This window comes from Rhodoferax sp. RT5P35 (assembly GCF_056521385.1).
Map to the genome: position 1 here is coordinate 26,962 of NZ_JBWMAX010000002.1, position 20,841 is coordinate 47,802.

The following is a 20,841-nucleotide window of genomic DNA, read 5'->3' on the forward strand; positions in this document are numbered from 1 at the left end:
AATGCACACCCAAGAACCTGGCTCTACCGCCCACCCCAACCAGTTCGCCCTGCTCAAGCAGCGCCGTTTTGCGCCGTTCTTCTGGACGCAGTTTTCCGGGGCGGCGAACGACAACCTGTTCAAGTTCTCGTTCACCGTGATGGTGACCTACCAGCTCAGCGTCAGCTGGTTGCCGCCTGCGCTGGCGGGGCTGGTGATCGGAGCGCTATTCATCCTGCCGTTTCTGCTGTTTTCGGCCACCAGCGGGCAATTGACCGACAAATACCCTAAAACCGCGATGATCCGCGCGGTAAAGAACCTAGAAATCGCCATCATGCTGCTGGCGGGTTACGGTTTTTTCACCAGCAACGTCGATGTGCAGGTGCCGGTGCTGCTGGCCTGTGTGTTCTTGATGGGGCTGCATTCCACGCTGTTTGGCCCGGTCAAGTTTGCCTACCTGCCACAGGTGTTGAACGATGCCGAGCTGACCGGCGGCAACGGCATGGTCGAGATGGGCACTTTTGTGGCCATCTTGCTGGGCGACATCGTTGGCGGGCTGCTGGTGGCGATTCCCGAGGTAGGCCACACCGCCGTGGCCGTGGGTTGCGTAGGCTTGGCCCTGGTGGGCCGCTGGGTGGCGCAGGCGATTCCGCAGTTGCCCGCCACCGACCCCGGATTAAAGATCAATTGGAACCCGTTTACCGAGACTTGGCGCAATTTGAAGCTGGCCAACAGCAACCCGGTGGTGTTTCGCTCGCTGCTTGGGATCAGCTGGATGTGGTTTTTTGGCGCGGTGTTTTTGAGCCAGTTCCCCAGCTTTGCCAAAGAGGTGCTGCACGGCGACGAGCAGGTGGCCACGCTGCTGCTGGTGGTGTTTTCCATCGGCATCGGCACCGGCTCGCTGCTGTGCGAGGTGCTGAGCCGCCGCCACGTGGAGATCGGCCTGGTGCCGTTGGGGGCCATCGGCATGAGCGTGTTTGCCATCGATTTGTACTTTGCCGCGCGCGGGCTGCCGCCCAGCGAGGTGATGGGCCTGGCAACCTTTACCGCCCGCGCCGCCCACTGGCGGGTGATGGCCGACTTGGCGCTGTTGAGCCTGTTTGCCGGGCTGTACAGCGTGCCCATGTACGCGCTGATCCAGCTGCGCAGCCAGCCCACGCACCGCGCCCGCATCATCGCGGCCAACAATATTCTGAACGCGCTGTTCATGATTGCCAGCTCGGTGATCGCCGGGGCGCTGCTGACCAGCGGCTTCACCATTGCGCAGATATTTTTGTTCACCGGCATCGCCAATGCCGTGGTGGCGGCCTACATCTTTCTGCTGGTGCCCGAGTACCTGCTGCGCTTTGTGGCCTGGATCATTTCGCACTGCGTGTACCGCTTCAAGGTCACGGGCGACCATCACATCCCCATCACCGGCCCGGCCATCCTTGCCTGCAACCACGTCAGCTTTGTCGATGCCGTGCTGCTGATGGCGGCCAGCCCGCGCCCCATCGTGTTCTTGATGGACCACCGCATCTTCCAGGTGCCGGTGCTGGGCTGGCTGTTCCGCTTGGCCAAGGCCATCCCCATCGCGCCCCGCGCCGAAGACCCCGCCGCCTACGAAGCCGCGTTTGCCGCCGCCGCCAAGGTGTTGCAAGAGGGCGATTTGCTGGGTATCTTCCCCGAAGGCGGCCTGACCAAGGACGGCACGCTGCAAGAGTTCAAAGGCGGCATCATGAAGATCCTGGAAGCCGCCCCGGTGCCGGTCGTGCCCATGGCGTTGACCCACCTGTGGGGATCGTACTTCAGCCGCGTCGAGGGCGGCACGGCCATGGCCAAGCCGTTTCGGCGCGGGGTGTTGAACCGCGTCGGCCTGAACGTGGGGCCTGCCATGGCGGCGGACGCGGTACAGCCCGAGGTATTGCGGGCGCGGGTGGCCGGGTTGGTTTGAAAGCACCCGCCCTAGCCGTGGATGGCGATGACCCCGCCAAAACTCCAACCGCCGATCAGAGAAATGCAGGACCCAAACCCAGCGTTCTGAAATTTATAAGAATAATGCCTTTAGCGCATATAACGCCTACGCAAGAAGCTATTAAAACAGTAGTGCCTGTCGCATGATTCAAACCCCCGCCCCACAAGACTTCCATCACGTCCCGCAAGGTGCAAGCATGAAGCCCGCCGCGGTGCGCCTGCCTTTCGTGTTTGCCCTGACCGGTGCCGTGCAAGGCTGGGTGCTGTGGTGGCTGTGGCATGCGCATGCCAGCGGGCAGTGGCCCACCACGCAGCCGATGGTGCAGTCGGCGCTGTGGTACGCCGCACTGGCGACTCCGGTGGCGATCTACTGCACGCAGGGCATTGACGGGCTGGCAGGTGGGATGCGGCGACTGGCGGTGTTGGGCTATCTGGTGGCGTATGCCGGGCTGGGGGCGTATGCATCATGGGCATCGGGAGCCGAGAACCACGCGTTAGAGGTGCGGCTACAAGACGTGTTGGCGGCCTGCGTGCTGGGCTTTGTCAGCCTGGGTTTGCTGTGCGGGTTTGACTTTGCGGCCCGGCGCTGGCGCTATGCACGGTTGTTTAACTACAGCTGGCGCAACGGCATTGTGTTGGTGACCGCCGTGGCCATGACCGGGGCGGTGTGGCTGGTGCTGTTTGCCGGGGCCGGGTTGATGAAGCTCATCCAGGTGGACTGGATGTACGGGTTGATCCAGCGGCCGATTTTCATCTTCCCGGTGTCGGGGCTGGTGGTGGCTGCAGCGGTGGCCTTGGGCATAGCGCGGGCCGCGATGACCGAAACCATCCGCCGATTTTGGCTGTCCATCGCCGCGTGGCTGCTTCCTTTAGTGCTGTTTTTTGGTGTGGTGTGGGTGCTGGCCCTGCCCTTGACCACGCTGGTCCCGCTGCTGAAAACCCAAAGTGCGGCGCTAATGCTGCTGTGGTTTGCCGCGCTGGCGGTGAAGTTTGCCAACTGCGCCTACCAGGACGGCGGCGTGGCTGCACCGTACCCCGCATGGCTGGGCCGCACCACCCAGGTCGCGTGGTTGAGCCTGCTGCCGATTGTGGCGATAGCCTGGTGGGCGCTAGGCCAGCGGGTGTCGCAACACGGCTGGTCTGAGCAGCGTTTGTGGGCCGGGTTGGTGGCCCTGCTGGGTGCGGTGTATGCGCTGGGCTACGCCTTGTCGTGGCTACAGCCTGGGCGCTGGATGGCGGCCATGGCGCGTACCAATATTGCGGCGGCCGTGGTGCTGTGCCTGGGCCTGCTAGCGTTTTTGACGCCGGTTGCCAACATCCAGCGGCTGGCCGTGAACGCCCACATCCACCATGTGCTGACAGCGGGCGACAAGACCGAGCCCGATTGGACGTATTTGCGTTGGAAAAGTGGCCGCTTTGGCCGCGAGGCGTTGCGAATGATGGTCGCTGGCGGCGTGCCCAGCCCCGCATGGGCGCAGCAGGCCCGTGAGGCGCTGGCGCAGACCAGTCGTTACCAAGACGGCCCGCTGGTGGTGACCGATGCAGCCGTGGCCCAAAAGTTAGCAGTGCATCCGCCGGAGCGGCATTTGCCTACGACGTTTGTGGCCGATGTGAAGGGTGCACAGGCGCAAGCGTTCAAAGACTGCGTGAAGGCCCCAAAACCGTGCGATGTGTGGCTGGACGATTTGAATGGCGACGGCGTGGAGGAGCTGGTACTGTTCCATTCCGAGGGGTATTGGCGTAACACGCTGTTTGTCTACACTCAAGGTGCGTGGCACGCACAGGGCCAGCTATCGTCCTCCCGCCCTTCGCGGGATAACTCCAACCCAGCGCAATTAGACAGTGCCCGCGCTGTACCGCCCGAGTGGCAGGATTTGCGTGTGGGGGATGCGCGCTGGCGTGTGCAGCCTTGAGGTAGGACGGCTGCACGGCCAAGCATATCTACCCCGCCATCCGTAGCCTACGCGCTGCATCTTCGGCCTTCGCATCGTCAATTTCACGCATCACGCTGCCCATGTCCACCGCGCCGTGCTGCGGCTGGTAGCGGCCAGTGAGCACCACCTCGGTAGACAGCAGGCCGCGCACATACAGCTCCCACATCTCGGGGCCGTAGTTCGTTTTTAGCAGCTCGGGGGCGAACTGGCCGAAGAAGTCGCGCAGGTTCACCACGTCACGCAGCAGCATGCGCTGGGCGTGGTTGTTGCCCGCCGCGTCCACCGCCTGGGGCAGGTCGATGATGACCGGGCCGTCCACCCCGTCCACATGGCCCAGCAGGATGTTGAACTCTGACAAATCGCCGTGCACCGTGCCCGCGCACAGCATGCGCACCACCTCGGCCAGCAGCGTGGCATGGTGGTGGCGGGCATCTTCGGGGCTGAAGGCCACGTCGTTCAGGCGCGGGGCGGCATCGCCGTGTGCGTCGGTCACCAGCTCCATCAGCAGCACGCCTTCGAAGAAGTTGAACGGCTTGGGCACGCGTACCCCGGCATCGGCCAGCTTGTACAGTGCATCCACCTCGGCGCTTTGCCACGCGGCCTCTTGGGATTCGCGGCCGAACTTGCTGCCTTTGGCCATGGCGCGGGCCTGGCGGCTGTTTTTGACCTTGCGGTTTTCGGTGTAGTCCACGGCCTGGCGGAAGCTGCGGTGGGTGGCTTCTTTGTAAATCTTGGCGCACAGGGTGTGGTCGCCGCTGCGAACCACGTAGACCATGGCTTCCTTGCCGCTCATGAGCTGGCGAACCACGGTGTCGATCAGGCCTTCTTCGACCAAGGCTTGCAGTCTGGGGGGAGCTTTCATGCGGCCCATTTTGCACCGGGCTGTGGGCGGGCAAAAAGTATCGTAATTCGATACCTCGTGGCGTATTTAACCCCACCGAAGAACAAATCCGTACCGCCTGAAAGGGGGCGCTGGACACAATGGCACCCATGTTCAACCACTCTCTGGAGTCCACCATGCAAGCCTCTTCCCCGTCGTCGTCCGCTGTTTTGATCCACCGCGACTCCAAAGCCTGGTCGTTGCAAGTCTGGCTGTCATTCGCCATCGCCATTTTTGTGTGTGCCGTAGGCCTGGCCTATCTGCCAGGCCAGGACCTGGACCGTGCCTTCATGGTGATGGGCTACTTCTTTTGCCTGTCGGCGGCCTTTGTACTGGCCAAGTTTGTACGCGACAACGAACGCGGCCAGGCAGATGCCAGCACGGCCCGCGCGGCAGACACGCCGATGTTCAAATTCGTGGTGTGGGGCGGCTTTTTTCTGGCCATGGGCCTGACCGGCTGGGGGCTGGCGCGCATGGAGGTAAACGCAACCTACAAGGCCTTTCTGGGCGTGAGCTGGCTGTACCTGATCACCTGCACCTTCACCCTGGCCAAGACGCTGCGCGACAAGCACGAAGCCGATGTGCGCGATGCCACCCTGGCATGACCCATCCTTCAACACACCCTCAAAAGAAACCATGAAAAACACATTTGCTACTGTATTGATAGCTGCTTGCGCATTTGTTACCTGCGCTGGAGCCTCTTTTAATGCCCAAGCGCAGAGCGAGGCATCGACCCTGAGCGCCGTTTCGGCTTTGCCCTTGGCATCGGTGGTGGTGGGGGCCAGCGCGGTGGTGGCAGTACCGGTCGTGTTGTTGACTGCCGGGGCGGTGCTGATGGTGAAAACCGTGCAATCCACCGCGCGCGGCACGGTGTATGTGCTGGAGCGGGCCTCTGACGGTGCACAGGCCAGTGTGGAGGTGGTCGGTAGGGGCGTGGCCGGGGCATCGCTGGTGGCGGGGGCGGTGGTCACGGTCAGCGTGATCGGCGCGGGGGTGGTGTTGTCCGCCGCGGGCGAGGCGATTGCCTTCCTCCCCAACGCTTTGGGCCGTGCTTTGCTGCACAACGAACGTGTCACGAACTGAAGGACGCTGCCATGCTGCGCAAAATGTTTTCGACGCTTCTGCTGTGTGCCAGTCTTTGGCTGGCGCAACCTGCATGGGCCGGGCGTTCCTGCGATGCCGAGCAACCCCCCAAGCCCGCCACCATCGAGCGCGGCCTGACCCTGGCCGAGCGCACCCTGTCGGCACTGGATGCCAGCGGCGCACAGGTCGTTATTCTGGCCCGTGCCGGGCAAGACCTGGGCAAATATGGCCTGCACTATTCCCACCTGGGTTTTGCCTACCAGCAGCCGGACGGGCAGGGCGGCCATGTGTGGCGGGTGCTGCACAAGCTCAACCAGTGCGGCACGCCCGATGCGTTTATTTATCGCCAGGGCCTGGGCGAATTTTTCCTGGACGACCTGTGGCGCTATGAAGCCGCCTGGGCCGTGCCCTCGCCCGAGGTGCAAGCGCGTCTGCTCACCTTGCTGCAAGACACGCCGCGCGCCGTGCGTCTGAACAGCAAGCCCTATAGCCTGGTCAGCTACGCCTGGGCCACCACATACCAGCAGTCCAATCAGTGGGCGCTGGAAACCCTGGCTGCCGCCATGGAGCCGGGCGTGGATTCGCGCGCGCAGGCCCAGGCCTGGCTGAAGTTCAAGGGCTACACGCCCACCACCCTCAAAATCGGCCCGCTGACCCGGCTGGGCGTACGGGTGACCAAGGCCAATGTGGCCTTTGACGACCATCCCAACGAGAAACGCTTCAGCGACCGTATCGAGACGGTAACCGTCGATTCGATTTTTGCGTGGCTGCAGCGTTCGCAGCTGGCGGGCACGCCCGTACAGTTGGCTTTGTAATAAGGAGTTGAAATGAGCAAAGCATTGCGTTTGTCAGAAAAGTGGTTCCAGCGCGGCCTGTGGCTGATGGCGGTGGTTTTTGCCGGGTTTTTGATTGGCCTGGGTGGCAGTGTGGTGGGCGATCTGCCGCAGGTCGAGCAGACCCTGAGCCTAGAGGATTTCATCGACAAGCCCGCTGCCACCCAGGTAAGGGCGACCATCGCCAGCGGCCACAAAGCCGAAGAAGCCGCCGATACCGCGCTGGAGCAGGCCCGGCTAAAGCACCAAACAGCCCGCGCCAACAGCAGCGCTGCCCGCGAGACCTTCGACAACTGGCTGGCCACCCGTGGTGCCACGGGCCGATCTGACCAAGACCCCGAGCTGATCCGCCGCACCCAGGCGCTGGACGCCCTGGCCGCCGCCGAGCGCAAGGCCCAAAGCGCCATCGAGCAGCAAGAGCAGGTGGCCCTGGATGCCCGCCAATCGGTGCAGGCGGCGCAAACCCGGCTCAACACCCTGGAGCGGGCGGCGGATGTCGGCTGGCAACAGGCCCAGCGGGCCCAGGAGCTGCGCGTGTTCGGCTACCGGTTGGCGCTGACCCTGCCACTGCTGGCCATTGCCGGTTGGCTGTTTGCCAAGCAGCGCAAAAGCACTTATTGGCCGTTTGTGTGGGGTTTCATCTACTTTGCGCTGTTCGCCTTCTTTGTTGAACTAGTTCCTTACCTGCCGAGTTACGGCGGTTACGTGCGCTATGTGGTGGGCATCGTGCTGACGGTGCTGGTGGGGCGGCAAGCCATTGTGGGGCTGAACCGCTACCTCGAAAAACAAAAGCTGGCCGAAGCCCTGCCCGATGCCCAGCGCCGCGAAGAACTCAGCTACGACGTGGCCCTCGCCCGCCTGTCGAAAAGCGTGTGCCCCGGTTGCGAACGCCAAGTGGACCTGAAAAACGAGTCGATCGACTTCTGTCCACACTGCGGTATCGGCCTGTTTGACCACTGCGTACCTTGCCACACCCGCAAGAGCGCCTTCGCCAAGTTTTGCCATGCGTGTGGTACCTCGGCTGCTGCCCCAGCCGCGGCCAGTGCCGTGATGCCGGTGCTGCCTTGACCGTGGACGCCTTCGGCATCGGACATTCATCCCATAGCCGAAAATCCGCGATCGGCCCACAGTACGGCTTCGACCCACCACACTGTGAACACCATGCAAAGCTTTCCAACTTCGAACATCGCCAACGCTGCCCGCGCCCTGTCCTTTGCCGCCATGGCGACCCTGGCCGCCGGTGCCGCATCGGCCGCCACCCCTGAAGCCGCCAAGCCTTCGGTCGTTATCGTGCACGGCGCGTTTGCCGACGGCTCCGACTGGGCCAAGGTGATTCCACTGCTGCAGGCCAAGGGCGTGCACGTGGTGTCGGTACAAAACCCGCTGACTTCGCTCGACGACGACGTGGCCGCGGCCAAACGCGCCATTGCTACGCAACCGGGCAAGGTCGTGCTGGTGGGCCATTCGTGGGGTGGCGCAGTCATCACCGAAGCAGGTGACGATGCCAAGGTCGCAGCACTGGTCTACGTGGCGGCCCTGGTGCCCGACGTGGGCCAGGCGGCTGGCGAGTTGGGTAAGGCCTATCCGCCCGCACCCGGCTTCGCCCATATCGTGGCTGACCAGGCTGGCTTTCTGAGCATGACGCAGGAGGGCATCTCCAAGCATTTCGCGCAGGATCTTCCCGCCTCGACCACGGCGGTGATGACGGCCACCCAGGGCCCGATCCAGGCCAAGGCCTTCGAGCAGAAGCTCACCGTGGCGGCCTGGAAGACCAAGCCTTCGTGGTACATCGTGAGTGAAAAGGACCACATGATCCAGCCCGAGCAGCAGCACGCCATGGCCAAGAACATCCACGCCAAGACCACCAGCCTGGCGGCCAGCCACGTGCCACAGCAGTCGCAACCGGCCAAGGTGGCGGCGGTGATTCTGGATGCCGTGGGCGCGGTCGGCAAGTAAGCTTTGCCCTTGGACCCAACCTGCCCCCCAAATGCCGCATCGCGTGTCGACGTGCAGGATGCCGTGCGCGCGCTGGCCTTTGTCGGCGACCTCAGCATGGGGCAGCCGGTGGACCATTCGGCGCGCACCGCCTGGATCGCAGCGCGGCTGGCGGCGGACCTGGGCCAAGACCCTGCGCAACAGCAGCATTGCCATGACGTAGCGCTGCTGCGCTGGTCGGGCTGTACAGCAAATGCACCCGATGTCGCCGAGCTCATGGGCGACGACGTGAACGGTCGGCGCGAGATGCTGGCCACCTCGGCACGCAGCCTGTCGGCCCATGTGCTCAGCGCCATCGGCGGGCTGGCGCAGATCCACTGCGAAGTCTCGGGCGACGTGGCCCGCAGATTGGGGTTGGCACCGGTGGTGGAGCGCGCCTTGCGCCACATCTTCGAGCGCTGCGACGGCCCTGCCCAGGATGTGCCGCACGCGGTGTTCGTGGTCGCGGCTGCAGGCGACCTGGATATCTTCAGCCGTGTCTACGGCATCGAGCGCGCACTGGTCCTCATCGCCGCCAAGGCCGACCAGCAGTACCCGGCTGCGATGGTCGAAGTGCTGCGCCAGCATGCGGCCGACTGGTTGCACAGCCTGGAACAGGGTGCTGCCAGCACCGATCTAGCGGTGGGCCCGACCGGCCCAACAGCCACCGCGCCCCTCGAACTCATTGCCGATGTCATTGATCTCAAGCTGCCCTGGCTCACCGGCTTTTCCAGAAAGGTGGCGCGCACTGCGCGGGCGTGTTCCGCCGCGCTGGGCGGCGGTGAGGAGCAGCAGCAACGCCTCTACCGCGCAGGCCTGATCCACGGCCTGGGCCGGGCCTCGGTGCCCAACCACGTTTGGGATGCCGCAGGCCCGCCGGGCGAGGGTGCGGCCGAGTTGCTGCGCCTCGTGCCCTACTGGACTGCGCGGGCGGTGCGCCGTATCGGCAGCCTGAGCGCCGAGGCCGAGATTGCGTCCTTTGTCGACGAACGGCTGGATGGCTCCGGCTTCTTTCGTGGCGCGTCCGGCGCGGCTATCAGCCTGGAGGCGCAGGTACTGGCCGCCGCCGCGCATTGGGTGCTGCTGCAGACCAACCGGCCTGGTCGGCCCGCGCTGGACCCAAGCCAGGCGGCGGCACGCATGCAGGCCGAGGCCGCGCAGGGCCGGTTTGCGGCGGACATCGTGGCAGCACTCACCGGCCAGGTCGCTACACCCATGTCGAGGACGCTGCCAGCGACCGAAACCCTGGCCTTGTCGTCGCGCGAAGTCGAGGTACTGAGCCGCATCAGCCACGGCGAGAGCAACAAGGAAGCGGCGCGGGCCCTTGGCATCAGCCCGAGCACGGTGCGCGCGCACCTGGAGAACGTGTTCCGCAAACTCGGCTGCAGCACCCGCGCCGCGGCCACCTTGAAGGCGATGCACCTGGGGCTGTTCACGCGCGGGGCTTGAATGGTGGTCGTCGGCCTGGTGCCGCGCGATCTGCGGGCCATGGCGCTGATGTTGGCAGGCCGGGTGTGACTGGTGGCACGGCCTTGGGCCGAGTGCTGGGTTAGCGCGATACCCTTGCTGTGGTGGCGCTGGTCGGTGTCACCGCAGTGTTGCCCCGCATGCCCGCCTTGCCCAGTCCTGACCATGCGCAAGAGCTTCGCATGCTGCGTGATTCGCGTGTGCTGCCAAGCCTGGCCTGGGCTTTGTGGCCCGGGCGTAAGACCGCAAGCACGTCCACCTGCTGACGGTGACGCGGGATTCAACTGTCTTTGCACACTAGAGTTTAGGCCTAAAAAAGTGCCTATAACGCAATGTATACATACACTATTAGCTATTAAATAAATAGCAATTTTCTGTGCGCAACAGATTGACACATACGCTTGCCCAGACCTAAGATTTCTTTTATTGTTTCCAAGAGAGTCTGCACGTGAATTTACTGCCAGTGCTGTACGGCCCAGGTCGCTACGGGCTATCTGCTTTAGGGCTGGCACTGTGCCTGGCCCTGTCTGCAGTGGTCCACGCGCAAAGCGAGCGCGATGACGGCGGCGGCATGTCCACCCTGGAAGATGCCGCCACCCGCGGCAGCCCCCTCAGCCCCGACGAAGCTACCCAGCTGCTGGCCCAGGCCCTGCCCGACAACCCCGATGCCCGCTATGCCTTGCTGCAGCGCCAGTACCGTGCCGCGCAACTGCTGGGCGACCGTAAGCGGCTCATTGCCGTGGCCCGCGAACTGGTCGATGTAGGCCAGGGCCGCCCTGGTGGCGAGGAGTGGATTGGTGCGTACCTGGGTGCGGAGTTCACCTGGGGCAGCTCGGGCAAGGCGCTGGAGGCCAGCGATGCCTTTGTCACCGACACCCGCCGCTCTCTCGCCAGCCGCGTCAGTAACGCCTTGCGCCAGACCTACTACGCCTCGCAAGGCAACGACCGCGCCATCACGGCCCGCCTGTGGTCGCGTGCCGATAGCCTGGTGGACCAGGCGGTGAAATCCGGGGCACCCTTGCCGCCTACTTTGGCCTTGCAGCGCCTGCAGGTGCGCTCTGAGCTCGAACGCATGCAGGGTGACAGCAAGGCGGCCCTGGCCACGCTGCGGGAAGCGGTGGGCATGGGGCGGCGCATGCTGCAAGCGGTGCGCAGCCGCAGCAGCAACCCTCGCGATCCTGCCGTGCTGGATGCCTATGGCTGGCTGGACGGCAGCATGGGCATGCTGGTCTACGCGCTGCTGCGCGACGGTCGCCCGCAAGAAGCCGTCAACGTGGCGCAGTCCAACCTGGCGCTATGGCGGGCCGGGGAAACCACTGACGGCCTGGGGGCCCGCTGGAACTACCGCCTGGCCAGCAGCCTGAACGCCATCCAGCAGTACGCGCCCGCCCTGGCTGCCGCGCAGCTGTCCAACGACATGCTGCAGCGGGAAGGTGCCAGTGCTGCCAGCCATGTGGTGTGGCTGGCCCGCCAGGAAATCGTCCGCGCCCTGATCGGCCTGAAGCGTTGGCCCGAAGCCGATGCCGCCTACCGCGATTTTCTGGCCAGCATGCCGCCCGACACCCTGGCCCGTACCCGCGCATCCGATTGGCGTGTGCTGACCCTGCTGGCGGCTAAAAGCGGTCGCCTGGACGAAGCGCTGGAGCAGGCGGAGCGCTCGTACCGCTACCGCAACCGCCTGTACGGCAGCAACCACCCGCAAACCCAGGAGGCCGCAGGCATGCGCGGTGTGGTGCGCCTGCTCCGTGGCGACCTGCGACTGGCCATGCAAGACTACGAAGATCTGTTCGCCGCTACGCTCGACAACCCCGGCGGCTGGCTCGACCTGGAGCTGCGCGGTGTGCGCGGCTACGTGCTGGGCATCGCTTTTGACGAATTCATGCGCTTTGTGGCCGAAAAAGCCCTGAAAGGCGAGGCCGTGGATGCGGCCATGAGCGACCGCGCCCTGCAAATCGCCGACCGCAGCAGCCTGGGCGTGACCCAGCGTGCCATTACTGACAGCACGGCCCGGGTGCTGGCCAGCACCCCCGCCCTGCGCGCGTTGCTGGAGCAGGAGCAAACCCAGCGCCAGGCCGTGGCCGCGCTGGTGGCCACGCTCAACGCGAGCCTGATGGACGAAGACGCGCTCCGGCGCAAAGCGCAAGCGCCGGAATTCAAAGCCCTGCCCGAAGCCGAGCGCAAAACCCTCACCGACTGCCAGCAAGTGGTGCGCGACAGCATCAAAACCCAGCAGGCCGATGCCGCTGCGGCGCGGGCCGTGCTGACCACCCAGCGCGAAGCGATTGCCAAGCAGTTCCCCGCCTACGCTGACCTGGTCACGCCCAGCACCCCCAAGCCCGAGCAACTGCGCCAGCTGCTGGGCACCGGGGAAGCCCTGCTGGTGGTCTACCCCACGGACACCGCCACCCTGGTCTGGCTGCTGGGGGCCGACGGCAGCAAAGCCTTCAGCGCCGCCCGGCTCAGTCGCGCCGACCTGGCCCGCCGCGTAGCCGATTTACGGGGCCTGCTGGACCTGGGGGCCGCCCCCGCTGGGCGCGAACCGGTCTTGCCCACGGCCGCGCTGTACGCGCTGTACAAAGACCTGCTCGGCCCGCTGGAGCCGGCGCTGCGCACCGTGCGCTCCCTGCTGGTGGCCACCGACGGCCCATTGGCTAGTCTGCCGCTGGCAGCGCTAGTGACCCAGCCGCCCGTGCCGAATACACCTCCGGCCTGGCTGGTACGGCAAATGGCGGTGACGCAACTGCCCTCGTCCTCGGCCCTGCAAGCCCTGCGCCGTGTGGCCCAACCGGCGGTGGCTGCCAAGGCGCTGATGGGCTTTGGCGACCCGCTGTTCAGCACGGCCGCTAGCCCCCCCGACAAGGCACAGCCGCTGGCCGCCAACCTGCCACCTGAGGCCACCCGCTACGACGCGGAATGGGGATTCCGCTACGCCGACATGCCTCCCCTGCCCGATACCCGCACCGAGCTGCTGGCCCTGGCCAGCGCCCTCGGTGCCCATGCCCAAACCGACCTGGTGCTGGGGGCCCTGGCCACCCGCCGGGCGGTGTTGGATGCCAACCTGCTGGACCGCCGGGTGGTGGCGTTTGCCACCCACGGCCTGCTGCCGGGCGAGTTGCCGGGCATTTCCAAGCCTTCGCTGGCTATGGCAGCTACCGTTGACGAGCGTGAGTCGCCGCTGCTGGAGCTGGACGACGTGCTGGGCCTGCGGCTGAACGCCCAGTGGGTGCTGCTGTCGGCCTGCAACACGGCGGCGGGCGAGCAGGGCGGGGCGGCCATGTCCGGCTTGGTGCGCGGCTTCTTTTTTGCCGGAGCGCGCTCGGTGCTGGCGACCCACTGGGCGGTCGAGTCCACCTCTGCCGCCGCCCTGACCAGTGCCACCTTTGGCACCCAGGCCAAGGGTATGGCAACGCGTGGCGAGAGCCTGCGCCAGACCCAACTGGCCATGGCCGATGGCGGGCTGGGCGGTGGCCGCTGGAGCCACCCGTTCTACTGGGCGCCGTATGCGCTGTTCGGCGATCCGGTGCGATGATGGCCCGATTGCCCCCTGTGTGAGGAATTCCATGTTGCCTACCCGTTCAACCGCCCCGATCCGCTGGATCGGCGGGTTTTTGCTGCTGTGCTGCAGCCTGTGGGTTACCCCTGCCATCGCGCAGGCCGTGGCCGTGGTTACTAATGTCAAAGGCGGGGTAGCTTTTGCGCCGGGCGGCCCGCCGGTGGCCTTGCTGTCCGAGCTGGCCGCCGGGGCCGATATCGCGCTGGAGCGGGGCGGCATGCTGAGCTTTGTGTACCTGCAGTCAGGTACCGAATTCCAGCTGATCGGCCCTGCGCGGGCCACCGTGGGCGCAACCGAGCCGCAGTCGGTGGCCGGGGCCACCGCGGTGCTGCGCCGGTCGGTGGTGGCGGCCGAGACGGCCAAACTGCAGACCACCAACGGCCGCGTGGTGCTGGGCGGCATGGTGATGCGCGGCATGGGCCCGGAGCGGCTCAAGCTGCTGGAGCCCACTGGCAAAGTGCTCAGCGTCCGCCCGGTGTTCGCCTGGAGCATGCCCGCCAGTGTGCCCAGCGCCGTGTTTGAGCTGCGCGACGAAAGCAGCGACACAATCCTGCTGAGTACCCCCGTGTCCGCCAGCCCACTGGTGCTGGACGACAGCGTGCCGCTGCAAGCCGGGGCGAACTACATGTGGACCGTCAGCATCGAGTTGCCGGGGGCCAACAGTCTGGCCCGTTCGTCCTACTTTTCCTTGGCCAGCGATCCAGAGCGTCAGCGCCTGGAAGCGTTGCGCCCCGCCGCGGAAGCGCCTTTTTCCGACCGGCTGATCTTTGCCTCTCTGCTGGAGCAGGGCTTTTTTCTGAACGAGTCTCGCAAACTGTGGCAAGCCTTGGCCCTGGAGCGGCCAGACCTGCCAGAGCTGCGCAGCTTGGCGACGAAATAAGCCGGGCATGCCATCCCTTCGTTTGCATGCCTTCGGGCGCGCCACCCTGGGGGCCGTATGGCTTGGTTATGCCTTGCTGCTGGCGCTGGCCGCCGTGCTTGTGTGCACACCGCTGGCCCGTCCCCTGGAATCGAGTTTGCTGGATTCACAGCAGCGGCTGCTGTTGCGCTACGCCCCACAAGCGGTGCACAAAGAGGTGGTCATCGTCGGCATTGACGAGGCCACCTTACAGCAGTTTGCCGAGCCCTTCGCCCTGTGGCACGGCCATCTGGGACGCTTCTTTCGCGGTATGGCGCTGGCCCAACCGGCGGTGGTGGGGTTGGATGTGGTGTTGCCCAACCGCTCGTTCGATGCCGTGCTGCCCGGCAGCGACCTGCAACTGCTGCGCGGCCTGATCGTGGCGCGGCAGCGTACCCCCTTGGTGTTGGGGGTGTCGGCCGACGATGCGGGTCAGCCCCGGCCGATTTACCCGCCGTTTCTCGCCATGGCGGGCAGCGGCGGTAGTGGTTCGCTGCTGCTGACCCCGGATGCTGACCATGTGGTGCGTCGCTTCAACGAGCAGCTGGGCGAAAACAGCGAACCCGTGCCTACGCTAGCCGGGCAAATGCTGCGCAAACTCAAGCCGCGTGCGCTGCCCCAGTCGGGCCTGGTCAACTACGCGCTGCCGCCCTTGGCGCGCTATATCCCCTTGCAGCAAGTCACCGCCTGGGCCGATGCCGGGGATGTGGCACATCTCACCCAGGCCTTTGCGGGCAAACCGGTGCTGCTGGGCAGCGTGTTACCCCTGGAGGACCGGCTCCTGCAGCCAGTAAACCTGGCGGGCTGGGAGCCCGATAACGGCCGTACCGTGCCCGGCGTGCTGGTCCATGCGCAAATTTTGCGTTCGCTGCTCAATGGCGGGCTAGTGCAGCCTGTGGCCTGGGGTTGGATAGCCGCCCTGGCCGGTCTGTGCAGCCTGTTGTGGTTCGCTCCGCTGCGCTTGCGGGCGGTGGCCATGGCAGCGGTGGGTTTGGTGCTGCTGTTATGTGCCGCCGCCTTATGGGCCTTGCAGCATAGTGTGTACTTGGCGGTGGTGGTCCCGATGCTGGTCGGTCTGCTGGCACTGGCCGGGCGCTGGACGCTCACGGTCGTGCTGGAGCAGGGGGAGCGCCGCCGCCTGCGCGCCGCCTTTGCGGGCTACGTCAGCCCACTGGTGATGCAGGAAATTGTGCAGGGCCGCCTGGCCCCCGCACTGGGCGGCGAACTGCGCCATGTGTGCATTTTGTTTGCCGACATCCGGGGCTTCACCACCCTGAGCGAAACCCTGTCGGCGCAGCAGGTGCTCACCCTGCTGAACCGCTATTTCGAGCAGGTCAACCAGGCCATCCACGACCAGGGTGGCACCATCAGCTGCTTCATGGGCGACGGCATCATGGCGATATTTGGCGCACCGCAAACCCTGGCCACGCCCAGCGCACCGGCCTTCGCCGCCGCCCGCGCCATGCTGGCGGCGCTGGACAAGCTCAATGCCGTACTGCAAGCCGAGGGCACGCCCCCACTCGCCATCGGTATCGGCTTGCACGTGGGCGATGCCATCGTCGGCCACCTGGGCTCCCAGGCCCGGCACGATTATTCGGCGATTGGCGACACCATCAACGTCGCCTCCCGTATCGAAGGCCTGACCAAGGACCTGGGCTACCCGCTGGTATGTTCCCAGGCGGTGGTGGCCGAGCTGGCGCAGTTTCCGTTCTTCTCCGACCTGGGCGCACAGGCCGTGAAGGGGCACACGCCGGTGCATGTGTGGGGTTGGAAGCCGACATACGCTTCATGAACTGTGTTTATCCACAGTTTCCAGCTATAGTCAAAGCATGGCCAAAGACAAAACCATCTATACCTGCAACGAGTGCGGCGGCACCTGCCCCAAGTGGCTGGGCAAGTGCCCGCACTGCCAGGCCTGGAACACGCTGGTCGAATCTGTGGCCGAGCCGGTAGCGGCCAGCAAGAACAACCGCTTCGCGGCACTGGCCAAAACCGCCGAGGTCATGGCCCTGGCCGACATCGAAGCCACCGACATGGACCGCACCCCCACCGGCCTGGACGAGCTGGACCGGGTGCTGGGCGGCGGCATTGTGGAGGGCGGCGTGGTGCTGATCGGCGGCGACCCCGGTATCGGCAAGTCCACGCTCTTGTTGCAGGCGCTGGATGCGTTGCAACGCTCCGGCCAGAAGACGCTGTACGTGACCGGCGAGGAAAGCGGGGCCCAGGTGGCGCTGCGCTCGCGCCGCTTAGGCATTGTCAACAGCCAGGTGCAGGTGCTGGCCGAAATCCAGCTGGAAAAAATCCTCAGTACGCTGCAAACCCACCGCCCGCATATCGCGGTGATCGACTCGATCCAGACCGTCTATTCCGACCAACTCACCTCGGCACCCGGCTCGGTGGCGCAGGTGCGCGAATGCGCGGCCCACCTGACGCGCGCGGCCAAGGCCAGCGGCGTGGCCATCGTCCTGGTGGGCCACGTCACCAAAGAGGGTGCACTGGCCGGGCCCCGCGTGCTGGAGCACATGGTGGACACGGTGCTGTACTTCGAGGGCGACACGCACAGCAGTTTTCGCCTGGTGCGGGCCATCAAGAACCGCTTTGGCGCAGTGAATGAAATCGGCGTGTTCGCCATGACCGAGCACGGCCTAAAGGGCGTGAGCAACCCCAGCGCTATCTTTTTGAGCCAGCACCCCGAGCCAGTGCCCGGCAGCTGCGTGATGGTGACGCTGGAAGGTACACGCCCGCTGCTGGTCGAGATCCAGGCGCTGGTCGACAGCGGTGGCCCCAGCCCACGCCGCCTGAGCGTCGGACTGGACAAGGACCGCCTGGCCATGTTGCTGGCCGTGCTGCACCGCCACGCGGGCATCGCCTGCATGGACCAGGACGTGTTTGTTAACGCCGTGGGCGGCGTGCGCATCAGCGAACCCGCCGCCGACCTGGCCGTGCTGCTGTCCATCACGTCCAGCCTGCGCGGCAAGCCGTTGCCCAAGGGCTTTATCGCCTTTGGCGAGGTGGGTTTGGCCGGTGAAGTACGCCCCGCCCCCCGTGGCCAGGAGCGCCTGAAAGAAGCCGCCAAGCTGGGCTTTAGCGTAGCCATCGTGCCGAAAGCGAATGCGCCCAAAAAGCCCATTGAGGGCCTGACCATCCACGCCGTGGAGCGGGTGGAGCAGGCGATGGAGGTGGTGCGGGGGTTCTAGGAGTCAGGGCAGTAGAACATTCTGAGTAAATTCCGCTACCCGCCGCAGCCGGTAGGGAGGTAGGCGGTGGTGCACGCGTCCACCGCCGTCTGTCTTTATGCACAGGCTGCATATCTCCATCGCGCCCAGAAGTCGCGGTGGAGCCTTTTCCTCACACTTTGTGCCTCACCCGGCCTGCATGGCCCCCATCCTGCGCAGATTCAACGCCAGGTACACCAGCTTGAACTCGGCTTGTGCCTTCTCCAAACCGCGCATGCTGAACTGGTGCGGACTTGGGGTTTTGCCAAATCCCAGCACGTTCTTGATCCAGCCGTTGGGCGGCTCGGCAATCCATTTGCACTTTCTGTAGTCCTTTTGGGTCGGCTCGGGTTGGAACTTGGCCGCTATTGCCACTGTGTACGGGTAGCGGTTTGCGTCCTTGGGTTTAGGCGAAGTAGCCCGTGCCTTACCCTCGCGCCCCGGTGCGATCACCGCTTCGCTGTGGTAGCCCGCATCGGCCAGGACTTGTGCTGACGGCTCACCGGTGTGGGTTGAGGCTGTCTACGGTGTCGCTGATAAGGTAGGCCAGGTGGCCCTGCAGGAGCCAGTCTTGCAGGGCGGAAGGTAATAGTTGCTGTTGCTCGGGGTGGTAGGAAACATAGCTGGTGCTCATACCCCATCTCAGCAGGCTTCATACCAGGATTCGTCCCCGAAACGGGGTTCTACCGCCCAGAATCACAGGAAGTCACTGAGGACTATAAAACGCAAGCCTTTCAGAAACAGCGCAGAACTGGCTCTGCCAGGCTGATGCTGTTGCCCCCCCCTCGGATCGGTTTTGGCAAACCGATCCGAGGGGGGGGTGGCGGAAACGCGCAGTGTGTAGCCTGGGGTGTTCAACAGGGCAGCTCGATCACAAAGCAGGCACCTCCGCCTTCGCGGCCTTCGCAGCGTACCGAACCAAGGTGGCGCTCGGCGATGGACTTGACGAGGGCCAGGCCCAGGCCGACACCGCCGTTGGTTTCACTGGCACCGGGCAGGCGGTAAAACGGCTCAAAGATGCGGTCGCGCAGCGCGGCGGGTACGCCCGGTCCACGGTCAAACACGCGCAGCACGGCGTACTTACCATGCTGCTGCAGGCTGACGCTGACCGCACCGGTGGTGTAGCGGCGGGCATTTTCCAGCAGGTTGCGGATGGCGCGGCGCAGCAGTTTGGCCACCCCCTGGACGGTGAAAGTCTGGTCTTCCGCGCCTTCTTCGCCCACCTCAAACGCAGCATCTAGCCGGGCGCATTCTTCGGCCACCAGGCCAATCAGATCGACCTCTTCGATGGTGCCCATGTCGGCCTCTTTGGCATCCAGGCGGCTGGCCAGCAAGATTTCTTCGACCAGCTGGTCTAGCTCGACGATGTTGCGGTTGATCTCGTTCTTAAAGGTGGGTGAGGGCTTGGAGCCCATCAGTTCGATGCCCATGCGGATGCGCGTAAGCGGGCTGCGCAGCTCGTGCGAGGCATTCGCCAGCAGCGACTTTTGCGACTGCAGCAGGGTTTTGTGCGAGGCCACCAGGGTCTCGATACGCTCGGCGGCGGTGTTGAAGCGCTGCGCCAGCAGACCGGCCTCGTCCTGCCCGTGGATGGGCACGCGCACCGACAAATCGCCCGCGCCCCATTGCTCCACGCTGCGCTGCAGCGATTCGAGGCGCCGGGTCAGGCGGCGGATGATGGGGTACATGGCCAGCGCCATCGCCAGGCCCACCAGGCCCAGTGTCCAGAAGAAGCCGAATGGCAGGCGCAGCCAGGCCGCGCGGGTGGGGCGGGGCAGGTGCACCAGCAGCTTCTGGCCGTCTTGCATCAGCACCACAAACTCGGGCCCCCGGCCCTGGGGCGTATCGGCGATGGGCGGGGTGGCGCTGGACTCTTCGGCATCGTCAGGTTCGTCGGGGGCGCTGGCCGCGATGTGCGGATAGCGTTCGCCGTCCGGCCCGCGGGTGATGCTGCGCAGCCCGCGCGAGGTGCCTTTGCCAATGATTTCGCCAGATTTGTTGCGGACTTCCAGGTCGCGCAGCGGCGGATCGGTGGCCATACGCCAGGCCCAGCCGACCAACAGTGTCAGCACCGCCACGGCCAGCAGCACGGCCAGCCAGATGCGGACGTACAGCCGCTGCAGCATATTTGGTAAGGTGGGTTGCATAGGGACGATGCTAAGGGAGCAGGGCTATCTGCCCCCAGGCAAGCGCAGCAAAGCCTCTTCGTGGACAGCGCGGAGCTGGCTTTGCCAGGCCGCTGCTGTTGCCCCCTGCAAGGGGGTTGGCGCTGCTACACGCAGTGGGCAAGCCTGGGGGTGTGCCACAAGACGCTAGTCTTGCTGTTTGGCGAACACGTAGCCCGCACCGCGCACGGTGACGATGCGGCGCGGGTTTTTGGGGTCGGCTTCGATGGCGGCGCGGATGCGGCCCATGTGTACGTCGATGCTGCGGTCAAAGGCTTCCAGCTCGCGGCCGCGCACGGCTTCCATGATCTGGTCGCGGGTCAACACCCGGCCAGCGCGTTCGGCCAGGGTCACCAGCAGGTCAAACTGGTAGGCGGTCAGATCGCAGGGCTGGCCGCTGACGGACACCGAGCGCGCGTCGCGGTCGATCTCCAGCGTGCCAAAGCGCAGCACCTTGTGCGGCGTGGCCGTGCCGTCCATGCGGCGGCGCAGGATGGCGCGGATGCGGGCCAGCAGCTCGCGCGGCTCGAAGGGCTTGGGCAGGTAGTCGTCGGCACCCAGCTCCAGGCCGATGATGCGGTCCAGCGGGTCGCCTTTGGCGGTGAGCATCAAAATCGGGATCTGCGACACATCGCCCGAGGTGGTGCGGATGCGGCGGCAGACCTCGAGGCCATCCATGTCGGGCAGCATCAGGTCCAGAATCACCAGCTCGGGCCGTGCCGTGCTGGACGGGCCGTTCAGCATGCCCAGGCCGCCATTGGCGGTGGGCGAATGCGCCACGGTGAAGCCAGACTGGCCCAGATATTCGCCCACCATACCGGCCAGGCGGGTGTCGTCTTCAATCATTAGCAGGTGTGCGCTCATGGGGTGTCCATCGTGGTGTCGGGTTGCAGGAGGTGAATCGCTT

16 protein-coding genes and 1 pseudogene are annotated in these 20,841 nt (G+C 65.3%); 12 read left to right on the forward strand and 5 right to left on the reverse strand.

Annotated features, from left to right (window positions below; all coding sequences use genetic code 11):
• The first annotated feature begins 1 nt into the window (after position 1).
• Together AC097L_RS02280 and AC097L_RS02285 are read left to right on the forward strand one after the other, a co-directional pair.
• A complete protein-coding gene (locus AC097L_RS02280; RefSeq protein ID WP_479584490.1) occupies positions 2 to 1,912 on the forward strand; it encodes an MFS transporter in 1,911 nt (636 codons plus the stop codon).
• 217 nt (positions 1,913 to 2,129) lie between these two features.
• Entirely contained in the window at positions 2,130 to 3,845 is a 1,716-nt protein-coding gene (locus AC097L_RS02285; protein WP_479584491.1) for a hypothetical protein, read from the forward strand.
• 28 nt (positions 3,846 to 3,873) lie between these two features.
• Here the strand turns inward: AC097L_RS02285 and AC097L_RS02290 are convergent, their stop codons facing one another.
• On the reverse strand, positions 3,874 to 4,728 hold the full coding sequence (locus AC097L_RS02290) for a PA4780 family RIO1-like protein kinase (protein ID WP_479584492.1): 855 nt from the start codon (positions 4,726 to 4,728) through the stop codon (positions 3,874 to 3,876).
• 155 nt (positions 4,729 to 4,883) lie between these two features.
• On the opposite strand from AC097L_RS02290, the gene AC097L_RS02295 reads away from it, so the two are divergent.
• The 10 genes from AC097L_RS02295 to radA all read left to right on the forward strand — a co-directional run bounded on the left by AC097L_RS02295 (position 4,884) and on the right by radA (position 17,751).
• Positions 4,884 to 5,351 carry a YiaA/YiaB family inner membrane protein gene (locus AC097L_RS02295; protein WP_479584493.1) on the forward strand — a complete coding sequence of 156 codons (468 nt, stop codon included), beginning with the start codon at positions 4,884 to 4,886 and terminating at the stop codon, positions 5,349 to 5,351.
• Positions 5,352 to 5,382: 31 nt separating this feature from the next.
• Positions 5,383 to 5,829: a hypothetical protein gene (locus AC097L_RS02300; RefSeq protein WP_479584494.1), complete on the forward strand. Its 447-nt coding sequence runs from the start codon at positions 5,383 to 5,385 to the stop codon at positions 5,827 to 5,829.
• A gap of 11 nt (positions 5,830 to 5,840) precedes the next feature.
• Positions 5,841 to 6,644 (forward strand): DUF2145 domain-containing protein, encoded by an 804-nt coding sequence (locus tag AC097L_RS02305; RefSeq protein ID WP_479584495.1) that lies wholly within the window; start codon positions 5,841 to 5,843, stop codon positions 6,642 to 6,644.
• Positions 6,645 to 6,656: 12 nt separating this feature from the next.
• Entirely contained in the window at positions 6,657 to 7,730 is a 1,074-nt protein-coding gene (locus AC097L_RS02310; protein ID WP_479584496.1) for a serine endopeptidase, read from the forward strand.
• Between the two features lie 93 nt (positions 7,731 to 7,823).
• Entirely contained in the window at positions 7,824 to 8,618 is a 795-nt protein-coding gene (locus AC097L_RS02315) for an alpha/beta fold hydrolase (protein WP_479584497.1), read from the forward strand.
• Positions 8,619 to 8,627: 9 nt separating this feature from the next.
• The gene (locus AC097L_RS02320; RefSeq protein WP_479584498.1) at positions 8,628 to 10,085 is read left to right on the forward strand and encodes an HD domain-containing phosphohydrolase; all 1,458 of its coding nucleotides are present in this window, start codon (positions 8,628 to 8,630) and stop codon (positions 10,083 to 10,085) included.
• A 466-nt stretch (positions 10,086 to 10,551) separates the two neighbouring features.
• Complete coding sequence (locus AC097L_RS02325; RefSeq protein WP_479584499.1) at positions 10,552 to 13,632, forward strand: CHAT domain-containing protein; 3,081 nt, start codon at positions 10,552 to 10,554, stop codon at positions 13,630 to 13,632.
• A 31-nt stretch (positions 13,633 to 13,663) separates the two neighbouring features.
• Complete coding sequence (locus AC097L_RS02330) at positions 13,664 to 14,536, forward strand: hypothetical protein (protein WP_479584500.1); 873 nt, start codon at positions 13,664 to 13,666, stop codon at positions 14,534 to 14,536.
• 7 nt (positions 14,537 to 14,543) lie between these two features.
• Positions 14,544 to 16,346: a CHASE2 domain-containing protein gene (locus AC097L_RS02335; RefSeq protein ID WP_479584501.1), complete on the forward strand. Its 1,803-nt coding sequence runs from the start codon at positions 14,544 to 14,546 to the stop codon at positions 16,344 to 16,346.
• Between the two features lie 37 nt (positions 16,347 to 16,383).
• The gene (radA, locus tag AC097L_RS02340; RefSeq protein ID WP_479584502.1) at positions 16,384 to 17,751 is read left to right on the forward strand and encodes a DNA repair protein RadA; all 1,368 of its coding nucleotides are present in this window, start codon (positions 16,384 to 16,386) and stop codon (positions 17,749 to 17,751) included.
• 165 nt (positions 17,752 to 17,916) lie between these two features.
• Here radA and AC097L_RS02345 read toward each other — a convergent pair.
• The 4 genes and pseudogenes from AC097L_RS02345 to AC097L_RS02360 form a co-directional block, all read right to left on the reverse strand.
• Positions 17,917 to 18,252 (reverse strand): annotated as a pseudogene (locus AC097L_RS02345) (transposase); the annotation flags it as partial.
• Between the two features lie 16 nt (positions 18,253 to 18,268).
• Positions 18,269 to 18,403: a hypothetical protein gene (locus tag AC097L_RS02350; RefSeq protein WP_479584503.1), complete on the reverse strand. Its 135-nt coding sequence runs from the start codon at positions 18,401 to 18,403 to the stop codon at positions 18,269 to 18,271.
• A gap of 220 nt (positions 18,404 to 18,623) precedes the next feature.
• Positions 18,624 to 19,916: a sensor histidine kinase gene (locus tag AC097L_RS02355; protein WP_479584504.1), complete on the reverse strand. Its 1,293-nt coding sequence runs from the start codon at positions 19,914 to 19,916 to the stop codon at positions 18,624 to 18,626.
• Positions 19,917 to 20,081: 165 nt separating this feature from the next.
• Positions 20,082 to 20,798 (reverse strand): winged helix-turn-helix domain-containing protein, encoded by a 717-nt coding sequence (locus AC097L_RS02360; RefSeq protein WP_479584505.1) that lies wholly within the window; start codon positions 20,796 to 20,798, stop codon positions 20,082 to 20,084.
• Positions 20,799 to 20,841: the final 43 nt, after the last annotated feature.